Below are 20,483 nucleotides of genomic sequence, written 5' to 3'. Positions count from 1 at the left end.
CTTCTTTGTTCTCGAGCGCATCATCACTGCGGAGTACTTCCTTGTCCTCGGTTGGATTTACCGGTGTAAATCACTTCGGTCACTTCTTGTTCGGCCAGATCGGGTCGCTTCCCGCCGAGGCCGGGCAGGAGGCTGCTTCCTCGGTAGCTCAGGAAGGTCTGCAGAAGCCCGATCGTCAGGAACACCGATACAACAGTGAACCCGATCCAGTATTCGGTCGGAAGCAGAACCCCCAATGCGCCGCCGAGTACCCAGCTCAGCTGCAGAACCGTCTCGGATCTACCGAATCCGGACGCGATCGATTCCTCGGGCAGGTCGTGCTGGAGTGACGCGTCGAGTGAGACCTTGGCGAGCGCGCTGGCGGCCGATGCGATGAGCGTGGCAAGCGCGGCCGTCATGAGGTTGTCCGTCAGAGCTGCGATCACCGCGATGATCCACACCGACGCAGTACACCGGAGCACGATCAAGGCAGGCCGGCCGAGCTTGAGGCGCGCACCCGTGGCATTTCCGGCGAAGTTACCCAGACCGGCTGCTGCGCCGACCAGGCCGAGCATCATGGCCTGCTGGAGCGGCTCGTGATCGGTGCGTGATTTGGCGACGAACGCGATGTAGAGCGTCAGGAAGCCGGTGAGCACGCGAATGGTGCCGTTGCCCCAGAGTCCGATGATCACGGCGCGTCCGAGAGGCTGACGGACCTTGGCAGGTTTGGCGTCCGGCTGCGGTGGGGCGCTGCCGGCGTGATGCGCTTCGTCCGGGTGGTAGGTGATGGTCGCGGGTACCTCACCCTCGGTGACCTCGACCCACGACGGGATTCGCATGCTCAGATATGCGCCGAACACGGTGACGGCGACCGCGAACCACAAGGCGCCGGTGGAACCGAAAGCGAGCGCGAGCGCACCTGCGACCGCGCCGGCCCCGATCGTTCCACCGATCAGCCCGAAGACCGTCAGACGCGAATTCACGCGCACCAGGTCTATTTCCGGTGGTAAGACACGTGGTGTCACTGCACTCTTGAGCACCGAGAACGATTTACTGAGCACCATCATGCCGAGCGCGGCCGGATAGAGGATCCAACTGTCGAAGTTGAAGACCAGGATCACCGCGAGGAGCGTCCGGATTCCGAACGACGACGCGAGTGCGATGCGGCGTCCGCGCTGCAACCGGTCGAGCATGGGGCCGATGAGCGGTGCGATGACCGCGAACGGTGCGATCGTGATCAGGAGATAGAGCGCGACCTTGGTCTTGTCCTCGCCCGTCGCCGCCGAGAAGAACAGGGTGTTGGCCAGAGCGACGGAGATCGCCGCGTCGGTCGCGTTGTTCGTCATCACCGCGTAGGTGAGAGCGGTCAGACCGGACTTGTCCGCGCCGTCGGCCTTCGCCGCGCGCTGGAAGGTCGCGATGCCCTTGTTCGTCAGTTCGCGGCTGCGCATCGCTGCGACGCGAGTGACGGTGAGCTTGCGAGGCATCGGTGGAGCCTTGGGAGCGTCCGCCCCCGGCGTCTTCGAACCGGCCGCGGATTCGGAGTCTCCCCGCGATTCGGGAATCGGATGCAGCGGTGGCAAAGGCGTGCGACGGGCAGCGGGACGGGCCGAAGGTGGGTAATTGTCCGGGCGGGCCGCGGGTGGGTAATTGTCGTAACCGGGGTGCACCTGTTGCCCCTCCGGCTCGTCGTGGATTCGCCGAGTTTCGGGGTCGTAGGGTTCGCGCGGTCCGGTCACCACTCAATTCTGTCCTAGTGTCGGCGCGGCTACCACGCACACCCCTGCGAGTCCTGTGTCATGTCGGACTCAGTTAACAAAACGGACTTCGAACATCTGCGGCCAATACTTGCCGGTGAGCAGGAATCGATCGGTACCGGGAATCTGCGCGATGCCGTTGAGAACGTCGACGGTGCTGGTCGATCCGTCCGCGACGAGTTCTTCGCGTAGCGGCGAAGCGTCGTACACGTTCGTGACGCTGCCGTCCGACGGATCGATTCGGACGACGGTGTCCGTGGTCCAGACATTGGCGTAGACGGAGCCGTCTTCGGCGCATTCCAATTCGTTCAGCTTGCCGACGGACTCCGAAGATCTGGTGACGTCGACGGTCGAGATCGACGCGAAGGTTTCGGGATCGCGAAAGGTCAACGTGGCCGAACCGTCGCTCGAGACCAGCCGATCCCCGAGCGAACAGATTCCCCATCCCTCGGTGTCGAGTGGGAACCGCCCTCGTTCGGTCAAGGTGTCCTTGTCACGGGCGATGGCAACGCCGTCTTTCCAGGTGAGTTGCCACAGTGTGTCTCCGGCAACCGTGATGCCCTCACCGAACAACGGCGGGTCGAGATCGGCACGCGCAACTTCCGGTCCCGAAGCGGGGGACTGCTCGTCGGAGATCTCGCTCGAGCGCACCCAGGACTGCCCGACGCGTCCGGTGCTTTCGTACAACCGGTTTCCGTCGATCTCGAGGCCCTGCGTGAACGCGTCGGGATCGTGCGCGGACACTCGAACGATCTCGACGGAGCCGGTTTCGGACGTGAGGTTGTCGGGAGCGCCGGGGGAATCGGAGCACCCCGCCAAGGCCGAGGCGATCACGGCGACCACTGCAAAAGTGCGCACGGAATTGGCGTGTGACCTACTCATCTGCCCAGCATGGCAGCCCAGTGCGTTGCGGACTTGCGGTGGTGCGGCAAACTGGAGGAGTGAGTGTTGCTACTTCTCCAGAGCGTGCAGTGCCGCGCCCAGTACTGGCCGATGCGGTCGAGCTTGCCCGAAAGGCAGTCGTCGACCTGCATGAAGGCGGTGTGGGGGCATACCTCGGCGTGACGTCGGAGGACGAATTTGCCGCCACCCATCGATTTGCAGCAGACATTCCGGGATACCGCGGTTGGCAGTGGGCGGTTGTCGTCGCTGCCGGACCGGAGGACACCCACGCCACGATCAGTGAGTTGGCGCTGTTGCCGGGTCCCGACGCGTTGGTTGCGCCGGAATGGCTGCCATGGGATCAGCGGATTCGTCCCGGCGATCTGTCCGTCGGTGACCTACTCGCCCCGCCGGCCGAGGATCCTCGCCTCGTTCCCGGCTACGTCGCCACCGGTGACCCGGAAGTCGACGAGGTAGCTCTCGAAATCGGGCTCGGCCGCAAACAGGTCATGAGCCGCGAGGGCCGACTCGATGCCGCGCAGCGTTGGTTCGACGGTGACTTCGGCCCGGAGTCGGAGATGGCGAAGGCCGCGCCGTCGACGTGTGGACTGTGTGGATTCTTCCTTCCACTCGCCGGTTCGCTGCACGCAGCGTTCGGTGTGTGCGGAAACGAACTCTCCGCAGACGGCCGTGTGGTCAGCGTGTCTTACGGTTGTGGCGCGCACTCGGACACCAGCTTGCCGCTCGGTGCGGGCTCGCCGCAGTTCGACGCATTCGACGACGGGGCCGTCGAGCTGATTGCGGTGCCCGCTCGCCCGTCGAGCGCTGTTGCAGTTGAGGATTCGGTATCCACCGAGTAGAAGATCCGTTCGGTACGGACGCACTCCGCGAGGCGACGCTGCGCGCGTGGTCGGAATCTCCGACGCGATTGCGTGAAGACGCGGCTGCGGAATCCGACCTCGCGAAGGCCGGGTACCGCGACCGTCTGCTCACCGAACTGGCGCAGAACGCTGCCGATGCAGCTGCACGCGAGGGCGTCGAGGGCTCTTTGTGGGTGGACGTGGACGGTCGGACGCTGACGGTGGCGAACACGGGCCGTCCACTGGACGAACCCGGTGTACATGCGCTCACCGCGCTGCGCGCGTCGAACAAGGTCGACGCCGACGAAGGTGTGACGGGACGGTTCGGCGTCGGATTCTCGGCAGTTCTCTCGGTCAGTGACGAGGTGGAACTGCGCTCGTCGACGGGATCGATTCGATTCTCCGCCTCGCACACTCTGCGCGAGATCGAGTCTCGCGAACTCCCCGTGCCGGAAACCGGTGTCCCCGTACTTCGTTTGGTGTGGCCCTCTGGCGAATTGCCGAGCGACGGTGCCGATTCGGAAGTGGTGCTGACGCTTCGGCCGGACGTCGATGCCGCAGCGCTGCTTTCGCAGATGGCACGTGAGGCTGTCGACCTGCTCCTCGAACTCCCAGCTCTCGGATCAATTCGTCTGGGTGAGAAGACTTTTCGGCGATCGGAACGGGTGCTGGATTCCGGCCTCGTCGAGATCGCTATCGGTGATCGCACGTGGTGGCAGTACACCGCGCCGAACGCACGATGGTTGGTGCCCGTCCGCGACGGGGTCGTCGAGCCGGTCGCAGACGACGTCCTGCGGGCGCCGACGCGATCCGACGAGGAACTGTCGATCCCCGCGATCATCATTGCCGACATTGCAATGCAACCCGATCGGCGACGCCTCATGCCCGCTGCACCGATCGCTCCGCTTGCCGAGGGGTACGCGAAGTTCCTTGCTGCACTACCTCCTCGGCAGCGAACGGCACTCGTTCCGATCCCTGCCTTTGCCCGCAGCGAAACCGATTCGCTTCTGCGCGAAGCGCTTCTGAAGGAGCTGCAGGAAAACGAGTGGCTTCCGGTGGTCGGTGAACCCGACCGCGCGCCGCAGCGAGCATCCGTGGTGCCCGGGCTCGGTGATGACCTTGCCGAGTTGCTCACCGATATCATCGGCGGCCTGGTTGTCCCCGAGCTCTCCGGCCCCAAGCACGAGCGAGCACTCGCGGCAGTGTCGACGCACCGCATCGGGCTCGCGCGCATCGCGGAACTGCTCAGCGGTTCGGAACGTGAACCGAAGTGGTGGAATCGACTCTATTCGGCTCTCGAGCCCTTGGTGATCGACACTCTTGCGGTGGAAGAGCTTGGAACACTGCCGGTTCCGCTCTCCGACGGACGGACGGTGACCGGGCCGCGGACCGTCGTCGTCGGCGTCGAACTGGGCGAAGACGCGCCGTCGGTGCAGTGGACGAGGTTGGTTCATCCCGTCGCGGTTCACCCGTTGCTGTCTCGATTGGGAGCGCAGACCGCGAGTGCCACCGACCTGCTGTCCGATCCGGCGCTGCGCGCATTGATCGAAGATGCTGCGGACCAAGATGATTCGGTAGCGACGGAGTTGGCGCAAGTGGTGCTCGGATTGGCGGCCCACGTGGCGCCAGGGGCGCTGCCGTCGTGGATCGGTGAAGTGCTGCTTCCTGATTCGGAAGGCGAATTGCGGTCCGCCGACCAACTTCTGCTTCCGGGAGCTCCCCTTGCAAGCGTCCTGGTCGAGGATTCTCCCTTCGGTATCGTCGACGCTGATTTTGTTCAGCGGGTGGGGGAGCAGGCGCTACGGGTAGTCGGTGTCGGGTGGGGTTTCACGGTGGTCCGTGAGGAATTGCCTTCCGGCCCCGATCACGATCTCGACGCCGAAGACGCATGGTGGGACACCCTCGACGAGGACCCCGAATACATCGAAGCCGTGCGCGATCTCGACCTCGTGGACGAAGACCGCTGGCCGCAGGCGTTGTCGCTGCTGGTCGAGTCGCCGGCGACGCGGGCGCTGCTCACCGACCGTCGTGGATACACGGCGTGGTGGTTGCGTTCGAATGCCGAACTCGGCGGTGAGGTGCTGGGCTTGCTGCGCGCTCCGGGCGATCGCACCTTCGAGGGATTGCTCGATGCTGCCGAACACCCCGACGCCGGATTCTTCTCCGGATTGCTGGCATCGGATACCGTCGACGATCCGGAACTGGCTCAGCTGCTGCTCGATCGGCTTGCCGACCCACTACGGATGCCGGCCTCCGCCGTCGTCGCGCGGACGCACCGACTGCTGGGTGAGGCAGCGCAGCGACGGGTTCTCGACCTGGAGGAACTGCACCTGCCTCCGTTCGTGCGAGGCCTTTCCGGCGATCTGGTCGATCCCGGCGACGCCCTTGTTCTCGACCGACCGTGGCTGGGAGCAGCACTACCTGCACAACGAGTCGTGCTCGGCAGCTTCGAGACAGCTGACGCACTGGCAGATCTGCTCGACGTCGCGACGGCGTCCACGTCAGTCTATGGACGAGTGAGCAGCACCGGCGTCGTGACGACGTGGGCGAACGAACCGCAGGCAGTTCTCGGCTTCGCAGCCCTCGGCCGTGAGGTACCCAGCGGCGAGGTAGTGATCCATCACGAACTGTCGGTGGAACTGACGGGGGCGGTCGAGACGACGGTGATCGTGCCGTGGTGGGTGGACTCGGACGGCGTTCATCACGTGATGCGTACGTGGACTCTGCCGCAAGGAATGTGAGGGCAGATGTCTTTTGATCAGTGGGTACTCGACAGCGCAGTGAGTCAGCGGACGGCGTGGCTCGTGGACGTCGTCGACGTCATCACCGACAGCGGCGGAACCCTCGCGTCGTGGCTGATCGCGACGCTGCTCACGATCGTGCTTCTGGTCCGGGGACTACGCACCGAAGCTCTGCTGATCGCCGGATCGATGTTGACCGGTCTGCTCGTGATGAGCGGATTGAAGCGCATCTTCACGCGAACCCGTCCACCCCTGCCGGAGCGGTTGATCGAAATCGATTCGTATTCGTTCCCGTCGGGCCACGCGATGATGAGCGCGATCCTCGCGACTTCGGTTGCCGCCGTGATCCTTCGTCTTGCCTTGCCGAGGCTCGCGAAGACGGCAATGCTCGCGAGCCTCGGCCTGTACACGATCGCCGTCGGATTCTCCCGCGTCTACCTGGCTGCCCATTGGATGACCGATGTACTGGCAGGTTGGGCGTTCGGGATGATGTGGGCCGGGGTGTGGATCTGGGGAACCGCGCAGATCAGAAAGCGCCGGGCGCTGGTTACTTCGTGAGCTCGGCGAGTAGTTGGCTCGTGGCCCACGGCAAGCTCAGTGCCGAGCTTGCGGTCAAGGCCGCACCGACCTGCGGAGCCTGATCGTCGTTGACGTAGACGACGCGATTGTCCTTGACCACGTCGAGTTGCTGGAAGCCAGGGTTGTTTCGGACCGCCTGTGCGGCATCGGGATTGCCGATGACAACGAGACGGTCCACGTCGAGAAGATCCAGTCGTTCGGTGGAGATCGGCGCGTAGAACTCACCGTTCATCAAGGCCTCGACCGCGGGAGCAGGTTTGAATCCGAGACTGCCGAGAACCCGTCCGCGGGCGTCCTCGGAGGAGAAGGCGTAGAACTCCGGGGGCGCGTCGACGCTGATGATCACCGCGGTCTGGTCTGCAAATTCCGGGTGAGCGCTTCTGGCGTCGGCGAACTGCCTGTCGATATCGGCGACCAACTTCTCGCCGTCGGCTTCGCGACCCACTGCCTTCGCTGCGGTCTTCGTCGTGATCTGCCACGGAGTTGCGTAGTCGCCGTAGGCCGGATCCTTCGCGACGGTCGGGGCGATCGCGGAAAGTGTGCTGTACAGGTCTTTGTCGATGCTCGAGTAGAGCGCGAGGATCAGGTCGGGCTCGAGCGCAGCGATCTTTTCGACGCTGATCGTGGTTTCGGGATTGCTGCCGACGACGGTCGGTTCGGTTCCGCCCCAAGGGCCGGTGACCCATGGCCACGTGCGGTTGACGTCCGGTTCGCCCGGGTACTGGTTGACCATTCCGACGGGCTTGATGCCCAGAGCCAACAGAGCCTGCTCGTCGTTGTAACCGACGGTGACGATCCGTTGTGGTTCGGAATCGATCGTGGTGCTGCCGAAAGCGTGATCGATCGTGACGGGGAAGGCGCCACCATTGGAACTCGACGGACTACTTGCTGCGTCGTCGTTCGAACTGCAGGAGACGAGTGCTGTGCCGACCAGGGCGACCACAGCAACGGATGTCAGTCTCGTCCAACGTCCTCGGCTTTTCCAACGATTTCGGTGGGAGATCTTCACGGCTACGTGGTTCCTTTCAGCATTGACAAGCTAAGACCGACACTGGAGTGAAGGGTAGGCTTACCATGCTGAAAGGGTGAATCGACCTGCTCAGTCGACCAGACCGGCGCCCTGCTGTGCACCCTTGTCACCGCGCACAGCTGCGCGTCGTTGAATGGAGAACAGAGCGAAGCCGAGGAAGCCGACTCCGATACCCGCGTAACAGATCGGGAGTGCATCCGACCAACGATCGCCGCTCACCGCGACCACGATCGTGGCGATCACCCACAACGCGGTGCCGATGATCAGTGCCGGCGCGGGTGCGGACAATTTGCCGATCAGGCCTGTTGTGTTGCGAGTCTCCGTCACAAAATTAACGCTACCCGTACCCCGGTGGCCTACTCTCCCTAGTGCGACCGGCTTCATGTGCGCCGGCACACGGCGACCTACAGCGATGGGGAAAGAACAAACATGGCGGCACCCGGCAAGATCCTCGACACCTATTTCAAGATCAGCGAACGAGGGTCGACGATCTCGACCGAGATTCGCGGCGGTGTCGTCACCTTCGTGGCGATGGCCTACATCGTGGTCCTCAACCCCCTGATCCTCGGCAGTTTCTCGGCTGACGACGCTGCAGCGAAGACCGACGTTCTCGGCAACATCCTTCCGGTCAACCAGGTGGCTGCGGTCACCGCTCTGGTTGCCGGCCTGATGAGCATCGTCTTCGGTGTCGTTGCCAACTATCCGTTTGCCATCGCCGCGGGTCTCGGCATCAACAGCCTGCTCGCCGTCACAATCGCACCTCAGGTCACCTGGCCCGAGGCGATGGGCCTGGTGGTCATCGACGGTGTGATCATCGTTCTGTTGGCACTCACCGGTTTCCGAACTGCGGTGTTCAATGCGATTCCCTCGGCATTGAAGTCCGCGATCGCGGCCGGTATCGGCATGTTCATCGCCTTCATCGGACTGGTCGACGCCGGATTCGTCCGCCGTATCCCCGATGCCGCCGGTACGACGGTTCCCGTCGGACTCGGAATCAACGGCTCCATCGCTTCGTGGCCGACCGTGGTGTTCATCTTCGGTGTGCTGCTCATGGGTGTTCTGGTAGTGCGCAAGGTTCGTGGTGGACTGCTGATCGGCATCGTCGTCACGACGATCCTCGCCGCGATCATCGAGGCAGTTGCCGACGTCGGACCCTCGCTCGGAACCAACCCCAAGGGCTGGAACCTCAGCATCCCCGCGATCCCGGAGATGCTCGGTGGTATGCCTGATCTGAGCCTGGTCGGCGACGTCAGCATCTTCGGCGCATTCACCCGCATCGGTGTTCTGGCCGCCAGCCTGCTTGTCTTCACCCTCGTGCTCGCGAATTTCTTCGACGCCATGGGCACGATGACGGGTCTCGGTAAGGAAGCCGGCCTGACCGACAAGGACGGAAACCTCCCCAACGTCGGTCGCGCGCTTGTCGTCGAAGGCGCGGGCGCGATCGTGGGCGGTGGCGCTTCGGCGTCGTCGAACACCGTGTTCGTGGAATCCGCGTCGGGTATCGCCGAAGGCGCCCGCACGGGCCTGGCAAACGTCGTGACCGGACTGCTCTTCCTCGTCGCGATGTTCCTGACGCCGCTCTACTCCGTCGTGCCGATCGAGGCAGCTGCGCCTGCCCTCGTCGTCGTCGGTGCGCTGATGATCGGGCAGGTCCGAGACATCGATTTCACCAAGTTCTCGGTTGCTCTCCCGGCGTTCCTGACCATGATCGTCATGCCGTTCACCTACTCGATCGCCAACGGCATCGGCGTCGGCTTCATTTCATGGGTGGTCCTGCACGCTGCCAGCGGTGGTATCAAGAAGATCCACCCGTTGCTCTGGATCGTGGCGGCACTTTTTGTGGCCTACTTCACTGTCGGACCCATTACCGACGCCCTTACGTGAAATCAGGGTTGACCGGTATTCGATTACGTGAGCTACCGGCCAGCTCTTGACGTATTGTCTGACGCGTGACCACCGAAACTCGTGCGCTGGCCAGCGATCTTTCCCTGGCTGTAGTGCGTCTCACCAGGCATCTGCGCGGCCGCAGAGTCGACGCTCAGGTATCGCTGACGCAACTGTCCGCCTTGGCGAGCCTGGATCAGTACGGCCCGATGACTCCTGGCGTACTCGCAGCACGTGAGAAAGTGCAGCCGCCGTCGATGACGCGCGTTGTTGCTTCTCTCGCCGAGCTCGGTCTGGTCGAGCGCTCGCCGCATCCCACGGATGGTCGTCAGATCATCGTGAATCTGTCCGACGCCGGGCAGGCGTTGCTCGCGGACGAAACTCATGCGCGTGAGGCGTGGATGAACGAGCAGCTGGCCGGGCTGGGTGGCGAAGAACTCGCGACGCTGCGCGGTGCCGTCGAGATCATCACCGAGATGGTCAACAAGACGGAGTAGCTCCGTGAGTTAGAGGTCGCGTAGCTCCGCTACCTAGAGGTCGTTGCCCAAACGAATTACTCGAGGGGCAAGATAGTGGGGTGCCCCGAGACCCCGATTCCGGCATGTTTGCCGCGCTCCACAACCGCAACTACCGCCTTTGGGCTTCCGGACAGATCGTTTCTCTGGTCGGCACGTGGATGCAACGCATCGCCCAGGACTGGCTGGTACTGACGCTCTCGGACGGCAACGCGCTGGCGGTGGGCATCGTCATGGCCTTGCAGTTCGGCCCGACGCTGTTCTTGTCGGTGTGGGGTGGGGTGCTGGCCGATCGGTACGACAAGCGTCGGATCCTGATCTTCACGCAGTGGGCGAGTGCGGTATGCGCACTCGTGTTGGGCCTGCTGGACGTCGGTGGGCTCGTCGCGTTGTGGCATGTCTTCCTGATTGCCTTTGCCCTCGGCTGTGTCTCGGCGCTCGACGCACCCGTGCGTCAATCGTTCACCATCGAAATGGTGGGCAAGGAACACCTGTCCAACGCCATCGCGCTCAACTCCATGACGTTCAACACGGCCCGCATCGTCGGTCCGGCCATCTCGGGTGTGCTGATCAACCTGATCGGAACAGGGTGGGTGTTCCTGCTCAACGTCGCGACATTCGGTGGGGTGCTCATCGCGCTCTACCTGATGAACAAGAAGGAGTTGATCCCGTCGGAACCGGCCCCGCGCACCAAGGGGCAGGTGCGCGACGGGTTCCGATATGTATGGGGCCGCAAGGACCTTCGCGTGATCATGGTGTCGGTCTTCATGGTCTCGACCTTCGGCCTGAACTTCGCGATCAGCCTGGCGGTGATGGCGCGCAACACGTTCGGTCTCGAGGCCGACGGTTACGGATTGCTGTCCACGACGCTCGCCGTGGGCACCCTTGCCGGCGCTGCGTACGCCGCAAGACGGAAGGAAGCGCCGCGGTTGCGGACGTTCCTCGGTGCCGCCGTGGCTTTCGGTGTGTTCGAGGTCGCGGTGGGATTGATGCCCACCTACGCGTTGGTGGCGCTGATGTTGATCCCCACGGGCGCACTGACGTTGACGTTCACGACGTCCGCGATGAACATCCTGCAGATGTCGGTGCCTTCCGAGATGCGCGGGCGGGTGATGGGTATCTACATGCTCAGTTTCCTCGGTGGCACACCGCTGGGAAGCCCGTTGCTGGGTTGGCTCGCCGACTCCGTGGACCCACGTGCGCCCTTGATCGTGGGCGGAGTGATCTCGCTCGTCTCGGGCACTGTGGCCGGGGTGTACCTGCTACGCAGCGAAGGGCTGAAACTTCGTCTTGCGCGACCGGAAGACGGTGGCAGGCTGCCGGTTTTCGTCCTGCGTCCGGTGATCGTATGCGACGCGACCGAACAGGCAGTCGAGGCTAGCCGCGCGCCGTGACCTTCTCACGCTTGGGAAACACCGTGTAGCTCAGGGCGATTGCTCCCCAGATTGCGAGTACCACTGTCAGCTTGCTGATCCATCCGTCGAGGGCTCCAGTACGGGTGGGGTCGTCGACGAGGAAGATGGCCGCGCCGAGAAGTCCGCACGCGACGGCCCAGGCGATCGCGGCTTTGCCGAACTCGCGCCATTCGCGCAGTGCTCGCGCACTCCCGTACTTGGGTGGTGCGACGGGAGCCGGGCCGCCGGCGAATCGGTAGGCGAACCTGGCGTCGGCCCAGGAGATGAGGCTGTGTCCGAACGCGACGGAGAATCCGATGTAGGCCGCGGCAAGCCCATGGGTGAAGTTCGCCTCGCCACCGCCACGAAGATCGAGGGCTGTGGCGACGAGCAGTACGACATCCACCAGGGGCGCGCAGATGAGCAGTGCGGCGCCCAGCGTTTTGCGGCGCAGTAGATAGCGGGCCGCGAGACCTGCGGCGATGAACACCCAGAACATGATTTCGCACGCGATGATCAAGTGGACGATCATGACATCAGCTCATTTCTAGTACGACTGTGTTAGTGATCGAAAACTAGCACAGCTGTGTTAGTTTTGTGAAGTGGTGAAACGTAGCAGTCCGGATGAGCGGCGTGAAGAGATCGCCGAGGCCGTGTGGCGTGTGATCCGTCGAGACGGTGTGGCGAGCGCCAGCGTCCGGGCGGTCGCGGACGAGGCGAAGATGTCGACGGGGTCGCTACGGCACTTCTTCGCGACGCAGTCCGAACTCTTGCTGTTCGCGATGACGCTCGTGACCGTCCGGGTGGAGGAAAGGATTGCCGGCATCGACTTCGATCCCGACATCCGCCGCGCGATCCGTCAGTTCACCGATCAGTTCGTTCCCCTCGACCAAGATCGGCGTGAAGAAATGCAGGTTTGGGAGGCCTTTGCTGCTGCCGCCCAGACCGATTCGGCGTTGACGGCCGTGCGTGACGAGACAGACCGGACCTTGTTCGAGCACTTTCGTTCGTTCGTGGAAGCGGCGCATCGAGCGGGTTTTCTACGGCCGGGTGCCTCGGTCGACATCGAGGCGATGAGATTGCATGCGCTCGCCGACGGGCTCGCGTCGCACGGCGTCGACAATCCCGAGCGAACCAATCCAGAGGTGATCAGCCAGGTGCTCGACGCGCATTTTGTCACGCTGTTGCGCTAGGTCGGGAGTAGTGGTGGGGGCTTGCGGTGCGTACGGCACGATAGACCCGTGGTTCACGTCATCGACATCTCAGATCCCGCCGACCCCCGGCTGGATGACTTTCGCGATCTCAACTCTTCGGATCGGCGCCCCGACCTGCCGGAGGGCAAGGGACTGGTCATCGCCGAGGGAGTGTTCGTCACTCAGCGACTGCTGACTTCGCGGTTCGAGCCGATCAGTCTCCTCGGCGTCGAACGACGGCTCCTGGAGCTCGCTGACGATCTCGACGGTGTGGACGTGCCGTTCTACCGTACGAGCGCCGAAGTGATGGCCGAGGTCGTCGGATTTCACCTCAACCGCGGCGTCCTCGCTGCAGCAGCGCGCCCGGCACCGCTCGCGGTCTCGGACGTGTTGAAGGACGCGAAGACCGTCGTGGTTCTCGAAGGCGTCAACGATCACGAGAATCTCGGCTCGATGTTCCGCAACGCGGCGGGGCTCGGTGTCGATGCAGTTCTGTTCGGGAAGGGTTGTGCCGACCCGCTGTACCGGCGGTCGGTCCGTGTGTCGATGGGGCACGTGCTGCGAGTGCCCTTCGCGCATGTGGCAAAGTGGCCACACGACTTGGATGAGCTGCGTGGCAACGGTTTTCAGCTCATTTCCTTGACTCCGAATCCGGAAGCGGTCACTTTGGCCGAAGCGATGACCGGGGAGAAGGTAGCGCTACTGCTGGGCGCCGAGGGGCCAGGTTTGACCGAACATGCGATGCGGGCCACCGACATTCGTGCCAAGATACCGATGGCACCCGGCACCGACTCGCTCAACGTCGCGACCGCAGCGGCGATGGCCTTCTACGAACGTGTCAGGACCGGCCGGTGACTCAGGACCGCACGCCCTGGTTCACCGGAATCGCGGTGTCGGTGTTCGCAGCCATGCTCTCGACCAGTGCCGTCGCGGCGTTCTGTGTCGCGCTGGGCAACGTGAACGTGCTCCTGGCGGTTGTCGTCAATGTCATTGCGGTAGGCGGACTTGCGCCGACCGTCTGGCGCTGGCGAGCCGTCCCCGTCTGGCGATGGGTGGTCTACGGCGCGGTAGCCGGCGTACCGCTCGGGTGGATCGCAGCGATAGCCGCGTGAACCTGTGAGGCTGCTCGGCGCTACTTGAAGCCGAAGTACCGAGCGAGGCGGCCGCGCGGCTTGGCCACCGGTGCGTCGTGGATCGGCGGCATGTTTTCGGGCATGGGTACCTCTGTCGGCGCCTGCTCGGGCATCGGCGCGGGGGCTGGGGGTGCAGGTTTGGGTGCCTCGCCGGGTCGGTGAATCTTGAAGCCCCACAGGAGAATCTGCGTTGTGTCGAGTTCGTGTTCTCGCGGCGCGCCGGTGTATCGAAATCCCAGCCACTCGAGGTTGGCGGACTCCGCGAACTGTTGCGGGTGGAACGGAAGTGACTGCGGATCAGGCAGGATCCCGGGCGGGTAACGCAGGGGATGGTTGCCGGCCCAGAATTCCAGTTCCCAGGTCTGTGGGATCCCCAGATTTTCGACGATGTCGATCGGGATGGCACTGAACGAGCGTCGTAGCTCGCCGTCCTCCCACAGTGCAAACGAACCCTGCGCGGTTTCGGGGACGGAGCTGATCAACAGCGTCGAGCCACCCTCTGCCGAAAGGTGCCAGGAATCAGGCAGTTTCGAGGGGACGAAGGTGCTGAGTTCGGTGCTGCAGACGACACTCACTCGACCGTACGCGCCGACGAAGACGTAGCCGGGGCTCACCGTCGCGGCCATCGACAGCGGCTGAGGCCCGAGCGACTCGAACTCCTTGTCCGGGTACAGCGACATGGCGATTTTCAGGGCCTCGGTCTGATCCGGCTGTGGGTACCTGCTCAATTCGGTGCGAGCGTCTGCGCCGCCCAGAAACCAGATCGTCGATACCCGTGCAGCCACCGGCAGCCCTCTCTCCTCAGCCTCGCTCGAAAGAAGAATACTTTCCTTCGGGTCAGCGACCGCTGCTGCGGACCCCGAGGAGTACGTCGTCCCACGAGGGAAGAGCAGGCCGTCCGCGCTTGTCCTTGGTCTGCGTCTGCTGCGGAGCGGTTTTCGGGGTCACATCCGGTGCGGGTTCGGGAACCTCTTCGGTGACGACGGTTTCCGGCTCGACAGCAATCGGTTCGGGCGCCCCGATCCGTTCCGCCACCACCGTCCGCTCGGGGACTACTGTGCGCTCGGAAACTGCTGTCCGCTCGGAAACTGCTGCGGGCTCGGGCTCGATCTCCGCCACCGGTTCGACGTCGAATCGGGACAGTTCGAGCTGCTGCGGCTCGTTCGAGACCACCGGTACCAGGCCGCGGAGCGGGCGACCGAAGTCGGGATCGATCAAGTCGAATGCCGCGTCGTCGAGTGCGACGATCGTTCCGCCGTGCGCGTCGGGCTGGTAGCGCCAGTGCGCGGCGTTGGTGGTGCGGCCGGCCTGCCACTGCAACTGCGCGACCCACTGATTGTCCTCGTCGCGCCAGGCATCCCAGGTGGCCTCGTCGATACTGTGGCCGCGGGCGCGGAATGCGTGGGTCACGATTTCGGAGAGGGTGGGAACTGTCGGACCGTTGTCGCGCACCGGGTGTCCGCCCTGCGCCATTTCCGCGGCGCGGGAGCGCTCGAGCAGAACGGGGTACGCAAAGCGCTCGACCTTGCTGATGGGGATCTTCGCTTCTTCGGCGACCTGCTCTACGGAAGCACCGGAACGAATGCGCGCCTGAATTTCGCGGGGACGGAGTTGGCTTTCCATTTCGATCTCAATCTGGCCGAGTCGAGCCACGTCTCCGCGGGAAGCTGCACGAAGTTTGTCATCGGCGGGAAGCCGGAATTTCTGGCCGGTTTCAGCATCTGCGCACACCACGTGCGATCCATCGGGTTCAAGTCCGATCACTCGAAGCTCTCGCACATTGACCTCCTTATCGCGCCGGCTCGCGACTTTGCGCCGCGCTCAACTGTAATTCATTCGTGACCATGGACTCGGCAGGACACGCAGGGCGAGATGACCTCGGATCCGCCCACCGGTGTGGTAGCTCACAAGGCCTGGCGCAAACGACGCTCGGCCCCCGACGTCATGCCGGGGGCCGAGCGGTGAAGCAAATGTGAAAATCAGCCGAGCTGAGAAACGACCCAGTCGATGCTCTTGGTGAGAGCGGTGACGTCATCGGGGTCGATGGCCGGGAACATGCCGACGCGCAGCTGGTTGCGGCCGAGCTTGCGGTACGGCTCGGTATCGACGATTCCGTTGGCGCGCAGGATCTTTGCCACCTCGGCAGCGTCGACGTCGTCGTTGAAGTCGATGGTGCCGACAACCTGCGAGCGGTGTGCCGGATCAGCGACGAACGGCGTTGCGAACTCACTGGCCTCGGCCCAGTTGTACAGGCGCGAGGACGAATCCGCGGTGCGAGCGGTAGTCCAGTCGAGGCCGCCGTTGCTGTTCATCCACTCGATCTGGTTGGCGAAGAGCAAGAGGGTGGCCAGGGCCGGGGTGTTGTACGTCTGATCCTTGGAGCTGTTGTCCACGGCGATGGGCAGCGAGAGGAAGTCAGGCGTCCAGCGTCCCGAATCCTTGATCTCCGCGACGCGTTCGAGGGCGGCCGGGCTCATCAGCGCGATCCACAGTCCGCCGTCTGCAGCGAAGCACTTCTGCGGAGCGAAGTAGTAGACGTCGGAATCGGCGACATTGACCGGAAGTCCGCCGGCGCCCGAGGTGGCGTCGATGGCGATCAGTGCGTTCTCCGAACCCGCGGGACGCGAGACGGGGATCGACACACCGGTGGAGGTCTCGTTGTGCGCCCAGCCGATGAGATCGACGGACGGGTCGGAGACCGGCACCGGTGCGCTGCCCGGATCGGCGGAAACGACGATCGGGTCACCGATGAACGGGTTGGCCTTGGCGACCGAAGCGAACTTGGAGCTGAATTCGCCGTTGGTCAGGTGCAGCGACTTCTCGCGGATGAGGCCGAATGCGGCCGCATCCCAGAACGCAGTGGTTCCGCCGTTGCCGAGGACGACCTCGTAGCCCTCGGGCAGTGAGAACAGATCGGCGAGGCCGGAACGAATGCTGGCCACAACGTTCTTGACCGGCTTCTGGCGATGGCTGGTGCCGAACACCGAAGCGCCCACCTCGACCAGGGACTGCAGCTGCTCGGGGCGAACCTTGGAAGGACCGCAGCCGAAGCGTCCGTCGGCGGGCTTGAGGTCGGCGGGGATGATAGGTGTGGAGGTCATCGCTTCTTTCTGTTCCTTCACTTGTGTTCTGTACTGCCGTGATTGGCGAATTCGAGCGGGGTACTACGCGTGGCTGATCTGGTCCCAGCCCTCGACCGACTCCGGAGTACGGGGCGCCGGGCCGGTGTAGATGGCGGCCGGGCGTACCAGTTTACCGAGACGCTTCTGCTCGAGGATGTGTGCACACCAGCCGGCGGTGCGGCCACAGGTGAACATGGCAGGCATCATGTGCGCGGGAACCTCGGCGAAGTCGAGGATGACGGCGGCCCAGAACTCGACGTTGGTCTCGATCGCGCGATCGGGACGACGCTCACGCAGTTCTGCCAGTGCAGCCTGCTCGAGAGCTGCGGCAGCCTCGTAGCGGGGAGCGTTGAGGCGCTTGGCCGTGGCGCGGAGCACGCGTGCACGGGGATCTTCGGCGCGGTAGACGCGGTGTCCGAAGCCCATGAGCTTTTCCTTGCGGTCGAGGATTCCCTTGACCAGTGCGCGGGCGTCGCCGGTCTTCTCGGTCTCTTCGATCATCGGAAGAACGCGGGCCGGTGCGCCGCCGTGCAGCGGGCCGGACATCGCGCCGATGGCGCCGGAAAGCGAAGCCGCGACGTCGGCGCCCGTGGAGGCGATGACGCGGGCCGTGAAGGTGGAGGCGTTCATGCCGTGCTCGGCTGCCGAGACCCAGTACGCGTCGATTGCCTCGACGTGTGCCGGATCGGGCTCACCCTTCCAGCGAACCATGAAGCGTTCGGTGACGGTCTTGGCCTCGTCGATGCGGCTCTGCGGGACTGCCGGCTGGTAGATGCCGCGAGCGGACTGCGCGACGTACGACAGCGCCATGACGGATGCGCGGGCGAGCTGGTCGCGGGCGGTCTCGTCATCGATGTCGAGGAGCGGCTGGTAGCCCCAGATGGGAGCCAGCATCGCCAGTCCGGCCTGAACGTCGACACGGACGTCGCCGGTGTGAATGGGGAGGGGGAACGGCTCGGCCGGCGGGAGGCCGGGGCCGAAGCGGCCGTCGACGAGAAGGGCCCATACGTTGCCGAAGGTGACCCTCTGGCCGACCAGGTCTTCGATGTCGACTCCGCGGTAGCGCAGTGCGCCGCCGTCCTTGTCAGGTTCTGCGATATCGCTGGTGAAGGCGACGACGCCTTCGAGTCCGCTCACAAAATCGTCCGGTATTGCTGCGCTCGCTGCCATTCTCGTGGACTCTCCTCGTTCGAGTGCGCCAGGTCTACAGTCGCACTGCCTCAGCTTCAGTGACTGCGCCTCGGTGCTCGCAGGGATGAGCACGCACCGTGTTTTGTACTGCGCAATCGTCTCGTCCCGATTCGGCGCTGTCGCTGGTGCGGCTCGCGGTCCGGGTCGGGTCTAGCCACGGCAAACTTTAGCGCGTGCCGCGTAGCCGTTGGCCAGTGAGTACCCGGGAGTAGCGTTCTCGGCTGTGTCGAATGAACGTCAGGACCCGCAGGCGGTGGACAACGAACTCGCGGCCATGCGTGTGGGCTATCCGCAAGCAGGCAGCGAATCGGAGTCCGTCGAGGACCGCATGAGTGCGGAATTGGATACTTCGGTTGTCGAAACCGGTTGGCTGCCCCTCATGCGCCAATGGCTCGTGGACGCCGTCGAAGCTGACGCGCCGGAGCCCAACGCCATGACTCTGTCGACGGTGGACGACGGTGGCCGTCCGGCGTCGCGCACCGTGCTCTGCAAAGGGCTCAGCGAGGACGGCGTCCTCTTCTTCACCAACTACGGATCCGACAAGGCTCGTCACCTCGACGCCCACCCGTACGCGTCGGCGAACTTCACGTGGCTGACCCTTGCCAGGCAGGTGATCGTCCGCGGCACCACCGAGCGGGTGAGTGCTCAACTGACGCAGGAGTATTGGCGAACCAGGCCTCGCGGTTCACAGCTCGGCGCGTGGGCGTCGTCGCAGTCTCGTCCGATCGACTCGCGTGCCGATCTCGACGAGCAACTGCGTGAGGTCGCTGCTCGATTCGGCGTGGACGGTGAGATTCCGGTGCCACCGAACTGGGGCGGGATTCTGATTCGGCCCGAGTCTGTCGAGTTCTGGCAAGGACGCGCGAACCGCATGCACAATCGAGTTCGCACGAGCCTGGTCGACGGACAGTGGTCCGCCGTCCGTCTCCAGCCGTGAGCCGGCTACTCGCGGACACGACTCCGCTCGAGAATCGCGACTATCGACGGCTGTGGACGGCCGGCATCGTCACCGTCATCGGCGCTCAGCTCAGCGTGGTCGCCGTACCGCAACAGGTGTACGAGATCACCCGAAGCTCGGCCTACGTCGGTCTGACGGGAATCTTCGGTCTGGTCCCGCTGGTCGTTTTCGGTCTGTGGGGCGGCGCACTGGCCGACGTCATGGATCGACGACGGCTGTTGATGATCACCTCGATCGGACTCGGCGTCACGTCGGTGCTGTTCTGGATCCAGGCTGCCCTGAACGTGAACAACGTGTGGTTGGTGCTCGGATTGTTCTCGGTTCAACAGGCGTTCTTCGCGGTGAACCAGCCGACGCGAGCGGCGATCATCCCTCGGTTGATTCCGGGCAGGCAGTTACCTGCCGCGAACTCGCTGAACATGACTGTCGTGCAGTTCGGTGCGATAGCCGGCCCGCTACTGGCGGGTGTCCTCATACCGTCGGCCGGTCTGCAACTGCTGTACCTGCTCGACTCGATCTTTCTTCTCGCCACACTGTGGGCGGTATGGAAGCTCCCGGCGATTCCGCCGACCGGAACGTCTCGGCGAGCCGGATTGAGCGAGGTCCTCGGCGGTTTCACGTATCTCGCGACGCAGAAGGTTCTGCTCGCGTCGTTCGTGGTGGACATCATCGCGATGGTGTTCGGGATGTCGCGAGCACTGTTCCCGGAGATCGCTCACGAATCCTTCGGTGACCCCGCCAGCGGCGGTTTTGCGCTGGGACTGCTGTTCGCGGCGATGTCGGTGGGAGCCGTTCTGGGCGGAGTCTTCTCGGGTTGGTTGCCACGGGTTCAGTACCAGGGGCGAGCCGTTCTGGTCTGCATCGCGCTGTGGGGGCTGTCCATGGTCGGCTTCGGCGTTGCCGTGTACTTCGCGAGTCCCGGTTCCAGTGTGATTCTGCTCTGGGTGGCGGTCGCATTCCTGGCATTCGGCGGAGCCGTCGACATGGTCTCGGCGGCTTTCCGCAGCACGATGCTCCAGCAAGTGGCAACCGACGACATGCGCGGACGACTGCAGGGCGTGTTCATCGTGGTCGTGGCAGGTGGTCCGCGTATCGGTGACGTGCTGCACGGCGGTGCAGCCTTCCTGTTCGGGACCGGTGTCGCGGCAGCGGGCGGCGGCTTCCTGGTGATTGTCGGTGTTGTCCTTTCTGCCCTCGCATTTCCGGCATTCGTTCGCTACAAGGTGGGACGCGCCGTCTGACGTCCTGGTTAACCGGTCGCTCGT

General features: G+C 64.1%; 20 protein-coding genes. 11 read left to right on the top strand and 9 right to left on the bottom strand.

Annotation, left to right across the window (positions count from 1 at the left end; all coding sequences use genetic code 11):
* Positions 1-23 precede the first annotated feature (23 nt).
* Complete coding sequence (locus tag M0639_RS22595) at positions 24-1,718, bottom strand: MFS transporter (RefSeq protein WP_223304424.1); 1,695 nt, start codon at positions 1,716-1,718, stop codon at positions 24-26.
* A 69-nt stretch (positions 1,719-1,787) separates the two neighbouring features.
* The gene (locus M0639_RS22590) at positions 1,788-2,618 is read right to left on the bottom strand and encodes a glutaminyl-peptide cyclotransferase (RefSeq protein WP_075834166.1); all 831 of its coding nucleotides are present in this window, start codon (positions 2,616-2,618) and stop codon (positions 1,788-1,790) included.
* 38 nt (positions 2,619-2,656) lie between these two features.
* On the opposite strand from M0639_RS22590, the gene M0639_RS22585 reads away from it, so the two are divergent.
* From M0639_RS22585 to M0639_RS22575, 3 genes are all read left to right on the top strand, one after another.
* Complete coding sequence (locus M0639_RS22585) at positions 2,657-3,478, top strand: DUF3027 domain-containing protein (protein ID WP_030535360.1); 822 nt, start codon at positions 2,657-2,659, stop codon at positions 3,476-3,478.
* A 68-nt stretch (positions 3,479-3,546) separates the two neighbouring features.
* A complete protein-coding gene (locus tag M0639_RS22580; RefSeq protein WP_064073978.1) occupies positions 3,547-6,219 on the top strand; it encodes a sacsin N-terminal ATP-binding-like domain-containing protein in 2,673 nt (890 codons plus the stop codon).
* A gap of 6 nt (positions 6,220-6,225) precedes the next feature.
* The gene (locus M0639_RS22575; protein WP_042921691.1) at positions 6,226-6,777 is read left to right on the top strand and encodes a phosphatase PAP2 family protein; all 552 of its coding nucleotides are present in this window, start codon (positions 6,226-6,228) and stop codon (positions 6,775-6,777) included.
* Here the strand turns inward: M0639_RS22575 and M0639_RS22570 are convergent.
* Together M0639_RS22570 and M0639_RS22565 are read right to left on the bottom strand one after the other, a co-directional pair.
* Entirely contained in the window at positions 6,767-7,807 is a 1,041-nt protein-coding gene (locus M0639_RS22570; protein WP_082893142.1) for an iron-siderophore ABC transporter substrate-binding protein, read from the bottom strand. The two genes, M0639_RS22575 and M0639_RS22570, sit on opposite strands and share 11 nt — an antisense overlap.
* 90 nt (positions 7,808-7,897) lie before the next feature.
* Positions 7,898-8,155 carry a DUF2530 domain-containing protein gene (locus M0639_RS22565; protein WP_007733492.1) on the bottom strand — a complete coding sequence of 86 codons (258 nt, stop codon included), beginning with the start codon at positions 8,153-8,155 and terminating at the stop codon, positions 7,898-7,900.
* 102 nt (positions 8,156-8,257) lie between these two features.
* Here M0639_RS22565 and M0639_RS22560 point away from each other — a divergent pair, with 102 nt between their 5' ends.
* The 3 genes from M0639_RS22560 to M0639_RS22550 all read left to right on the top strand — a co-directional run bounded on the left by M0639_RS22560 (position 8,258) and on the right by M0639_RS22550 (position 11,621).
* Complete coding sequence (locus M0639_RS22560; protein WP_003940242.1) at positions 8,258-9,712, top strand: NCS2 family permease; 1,455 nt, start codon at positions 8,258-8,260, stop codon at positions 9,710-9,712.
* Between the two features lie 65 nt (positions 9,713-9,777).
* Positions 9,778-10,209: a MarR family winged helix-turn-helix transcriptional regulator gene (locus M0639_RS22555; RefSeq protein ID WP_003939901.1), complete on the top strand. Its 432-nt coding sequence runs from the start codon at positions 9,778-9,780 to the stop codon at positions 10,207-10,209.
* A 104-nt stretch (positions 10,210-10,313) separates the two neighbouring features.
* Entirely contained in the window at positions 10,314-11,621 is a 1,308-nt protein-coding gene (locus M0639_RS22550; RefSeq protein WP_007733487.1) for an MFS transporter, read from the top strand.
* Here M0639_RS22550 and M0639_RS22545 read toward each other — a convergent pair.
* Entirely contained in the window at positions 11,605-12,153 is a 549-nt protein-coding gene (locus M0639_RS22545; RefSeq protein WP_003940103.1) for a hypothetical protein, read from the bottom strand. The two genes, M0639_RS22550 and M0639_RS22545, sit on opposite strands and share 17 nt — an antisense overlap.
* A gap of 70 nt (positions 12,154-12,223) precedes the next feature.
* Here M0639_RS22545 and M0639_RS22540 point away from each other — a divergent pair, with 70 nt between their 5' ends.
* The 3 genes from M0639_RS22540 to M0639_RS22530 are packed head-to-tail and all read left to right on the top strand — an operon-like array spanning position 12,224 to position 13,926.
* Complete coding sequence (locus tag M0639_RS22540) at positions 12,224-12,814, top strand: TetR/AcrR family transcriptional regulator (protein ID WP_037128521.1); 591 nt, start codon at positions 12,224-12,226, stop codon at positions 12,812-12,814.
* Between the two features lie 48 nt (positions 12,815-12,862).
* Positions 12,863-13,669: a TrmH family RNA methyltransferase gene (locus M0639_RS22535; protein ID WP_003939731.1), complete on the top strand. Its 807-nt coding sequence runs from the start codon at positions 12,863-12,865 to the stop codon at positions 13,667-13,669.
* Entirely contained in the window at positions 13,666-13,926 is a 261-nt protein-coding gene (locus M0639_RS22530) for a DUF2537 domain-containing protein (protein WP_030535366.1), read from the top strand. The genes M0639_RS22535 and M0639_RS22530 overlap by 4 nt, the downstream gene beginning before the upstream one ends.
* Positions 13,927-13,946: 20 nt before the next feature.
* Here M0639_RS22530 and M0639_RS22525 read toward each other — a convergent pair whose 3' ends face one another.
* The 4 genes from M0639_RS22525 to M0639_RS22510 form a co-directional block, all read right to left on the bottom strand.
* Positions 13,947-14,732, bottom strand: a complete 786-nt coding sequence (locus M0639_RS22525) for a DUF6928 family protein (protein ID WP_064073979.1) — start codon at positions 14,730-14,732, stop codon at positions 13,947-13,949.
* 52 nt (positions 14,733-14,784) lie between these two features.
* Complete coding sequence (gene sepH, locus M0639_RS22520; RefSeq protein ID WP_064073980.1) at positions 14,785-15,726, bottom strand: septation protein SepH; 942 nt, start codon at positions 15,724-15,726, stop codon at positions 14,785-14,787.
* A gap of 200 nt (positions 15,727-15,926) precedes the next feature.
* Positions 15,927-17,048 (bottom strand): phosphoserine transaminase, encoded by a 1,122-nt coding sequence (gene serC, locus M0639_RS22515; protein WP_007733484.1) that lies wholly within the window; start codon positions 17,046-17,048, stop codon positions 15,927-15,929.
* Positions 17,049-17,111: 63 nt separating this feature from the next.
* On the bottom strand, positions 17,112-18,239 hold the full coding sequence (locus M0639_RS22510; RefSeq protein ID WP_003940025.1) for a citrate synthase 2: 1,128 nt from the start codon (positions 18,237-18,239) through the stop codon (positions 17,112-17,114).
* 244 nt (positions 18,240-18,483) lie between these two features.
* Between M0639_RS22510 and pdxH the strand changes: the two genes are divergently transcribed.
* Complete coding sequence (gene pdxH / locus M0639_RS22505; RefSeq protein WP_007733483.1) at positions 18,484-19,197, top strand: pyridoxamine 5'-phosphate oxidase; 714 nt, start codon at positions 18,484-18,486, stop codon at positions 19,195-19,197.
* Entirely contained in the window at positions 19,194-20,459 is a 1,266-nt protein-coding gene (locus M0639_RS22500) for an MFS transporter (RefSeq protein ID WP_021332219.1), read from the top strand. The genes pdxH and M0639_RS22500 overlap by 4 nt, the downstream gene beginning before the upstream one ends.
* The last annotated feature ends 24 nt before the right edge of the window (positions 20,460-20,483 follow it).

The sequence above is a fragment of the Rhodococcus qingshengii JCM 15477 genome, assembly GCF_023221595.1.
In the GTDB taxonomy this organism is placed as follows: domain Bacteria; phylum Actinomycetota; class Actinomycetes; order Mycobacteriales; family Mycobacteriaceae; genus Rhodococcus_F; species Rhodococcus_F qingshengii.
Note: the sequence above shows the minus strand (reverse complement) of the source record. Positions and strands in the feature narration are given on the sequence as shown.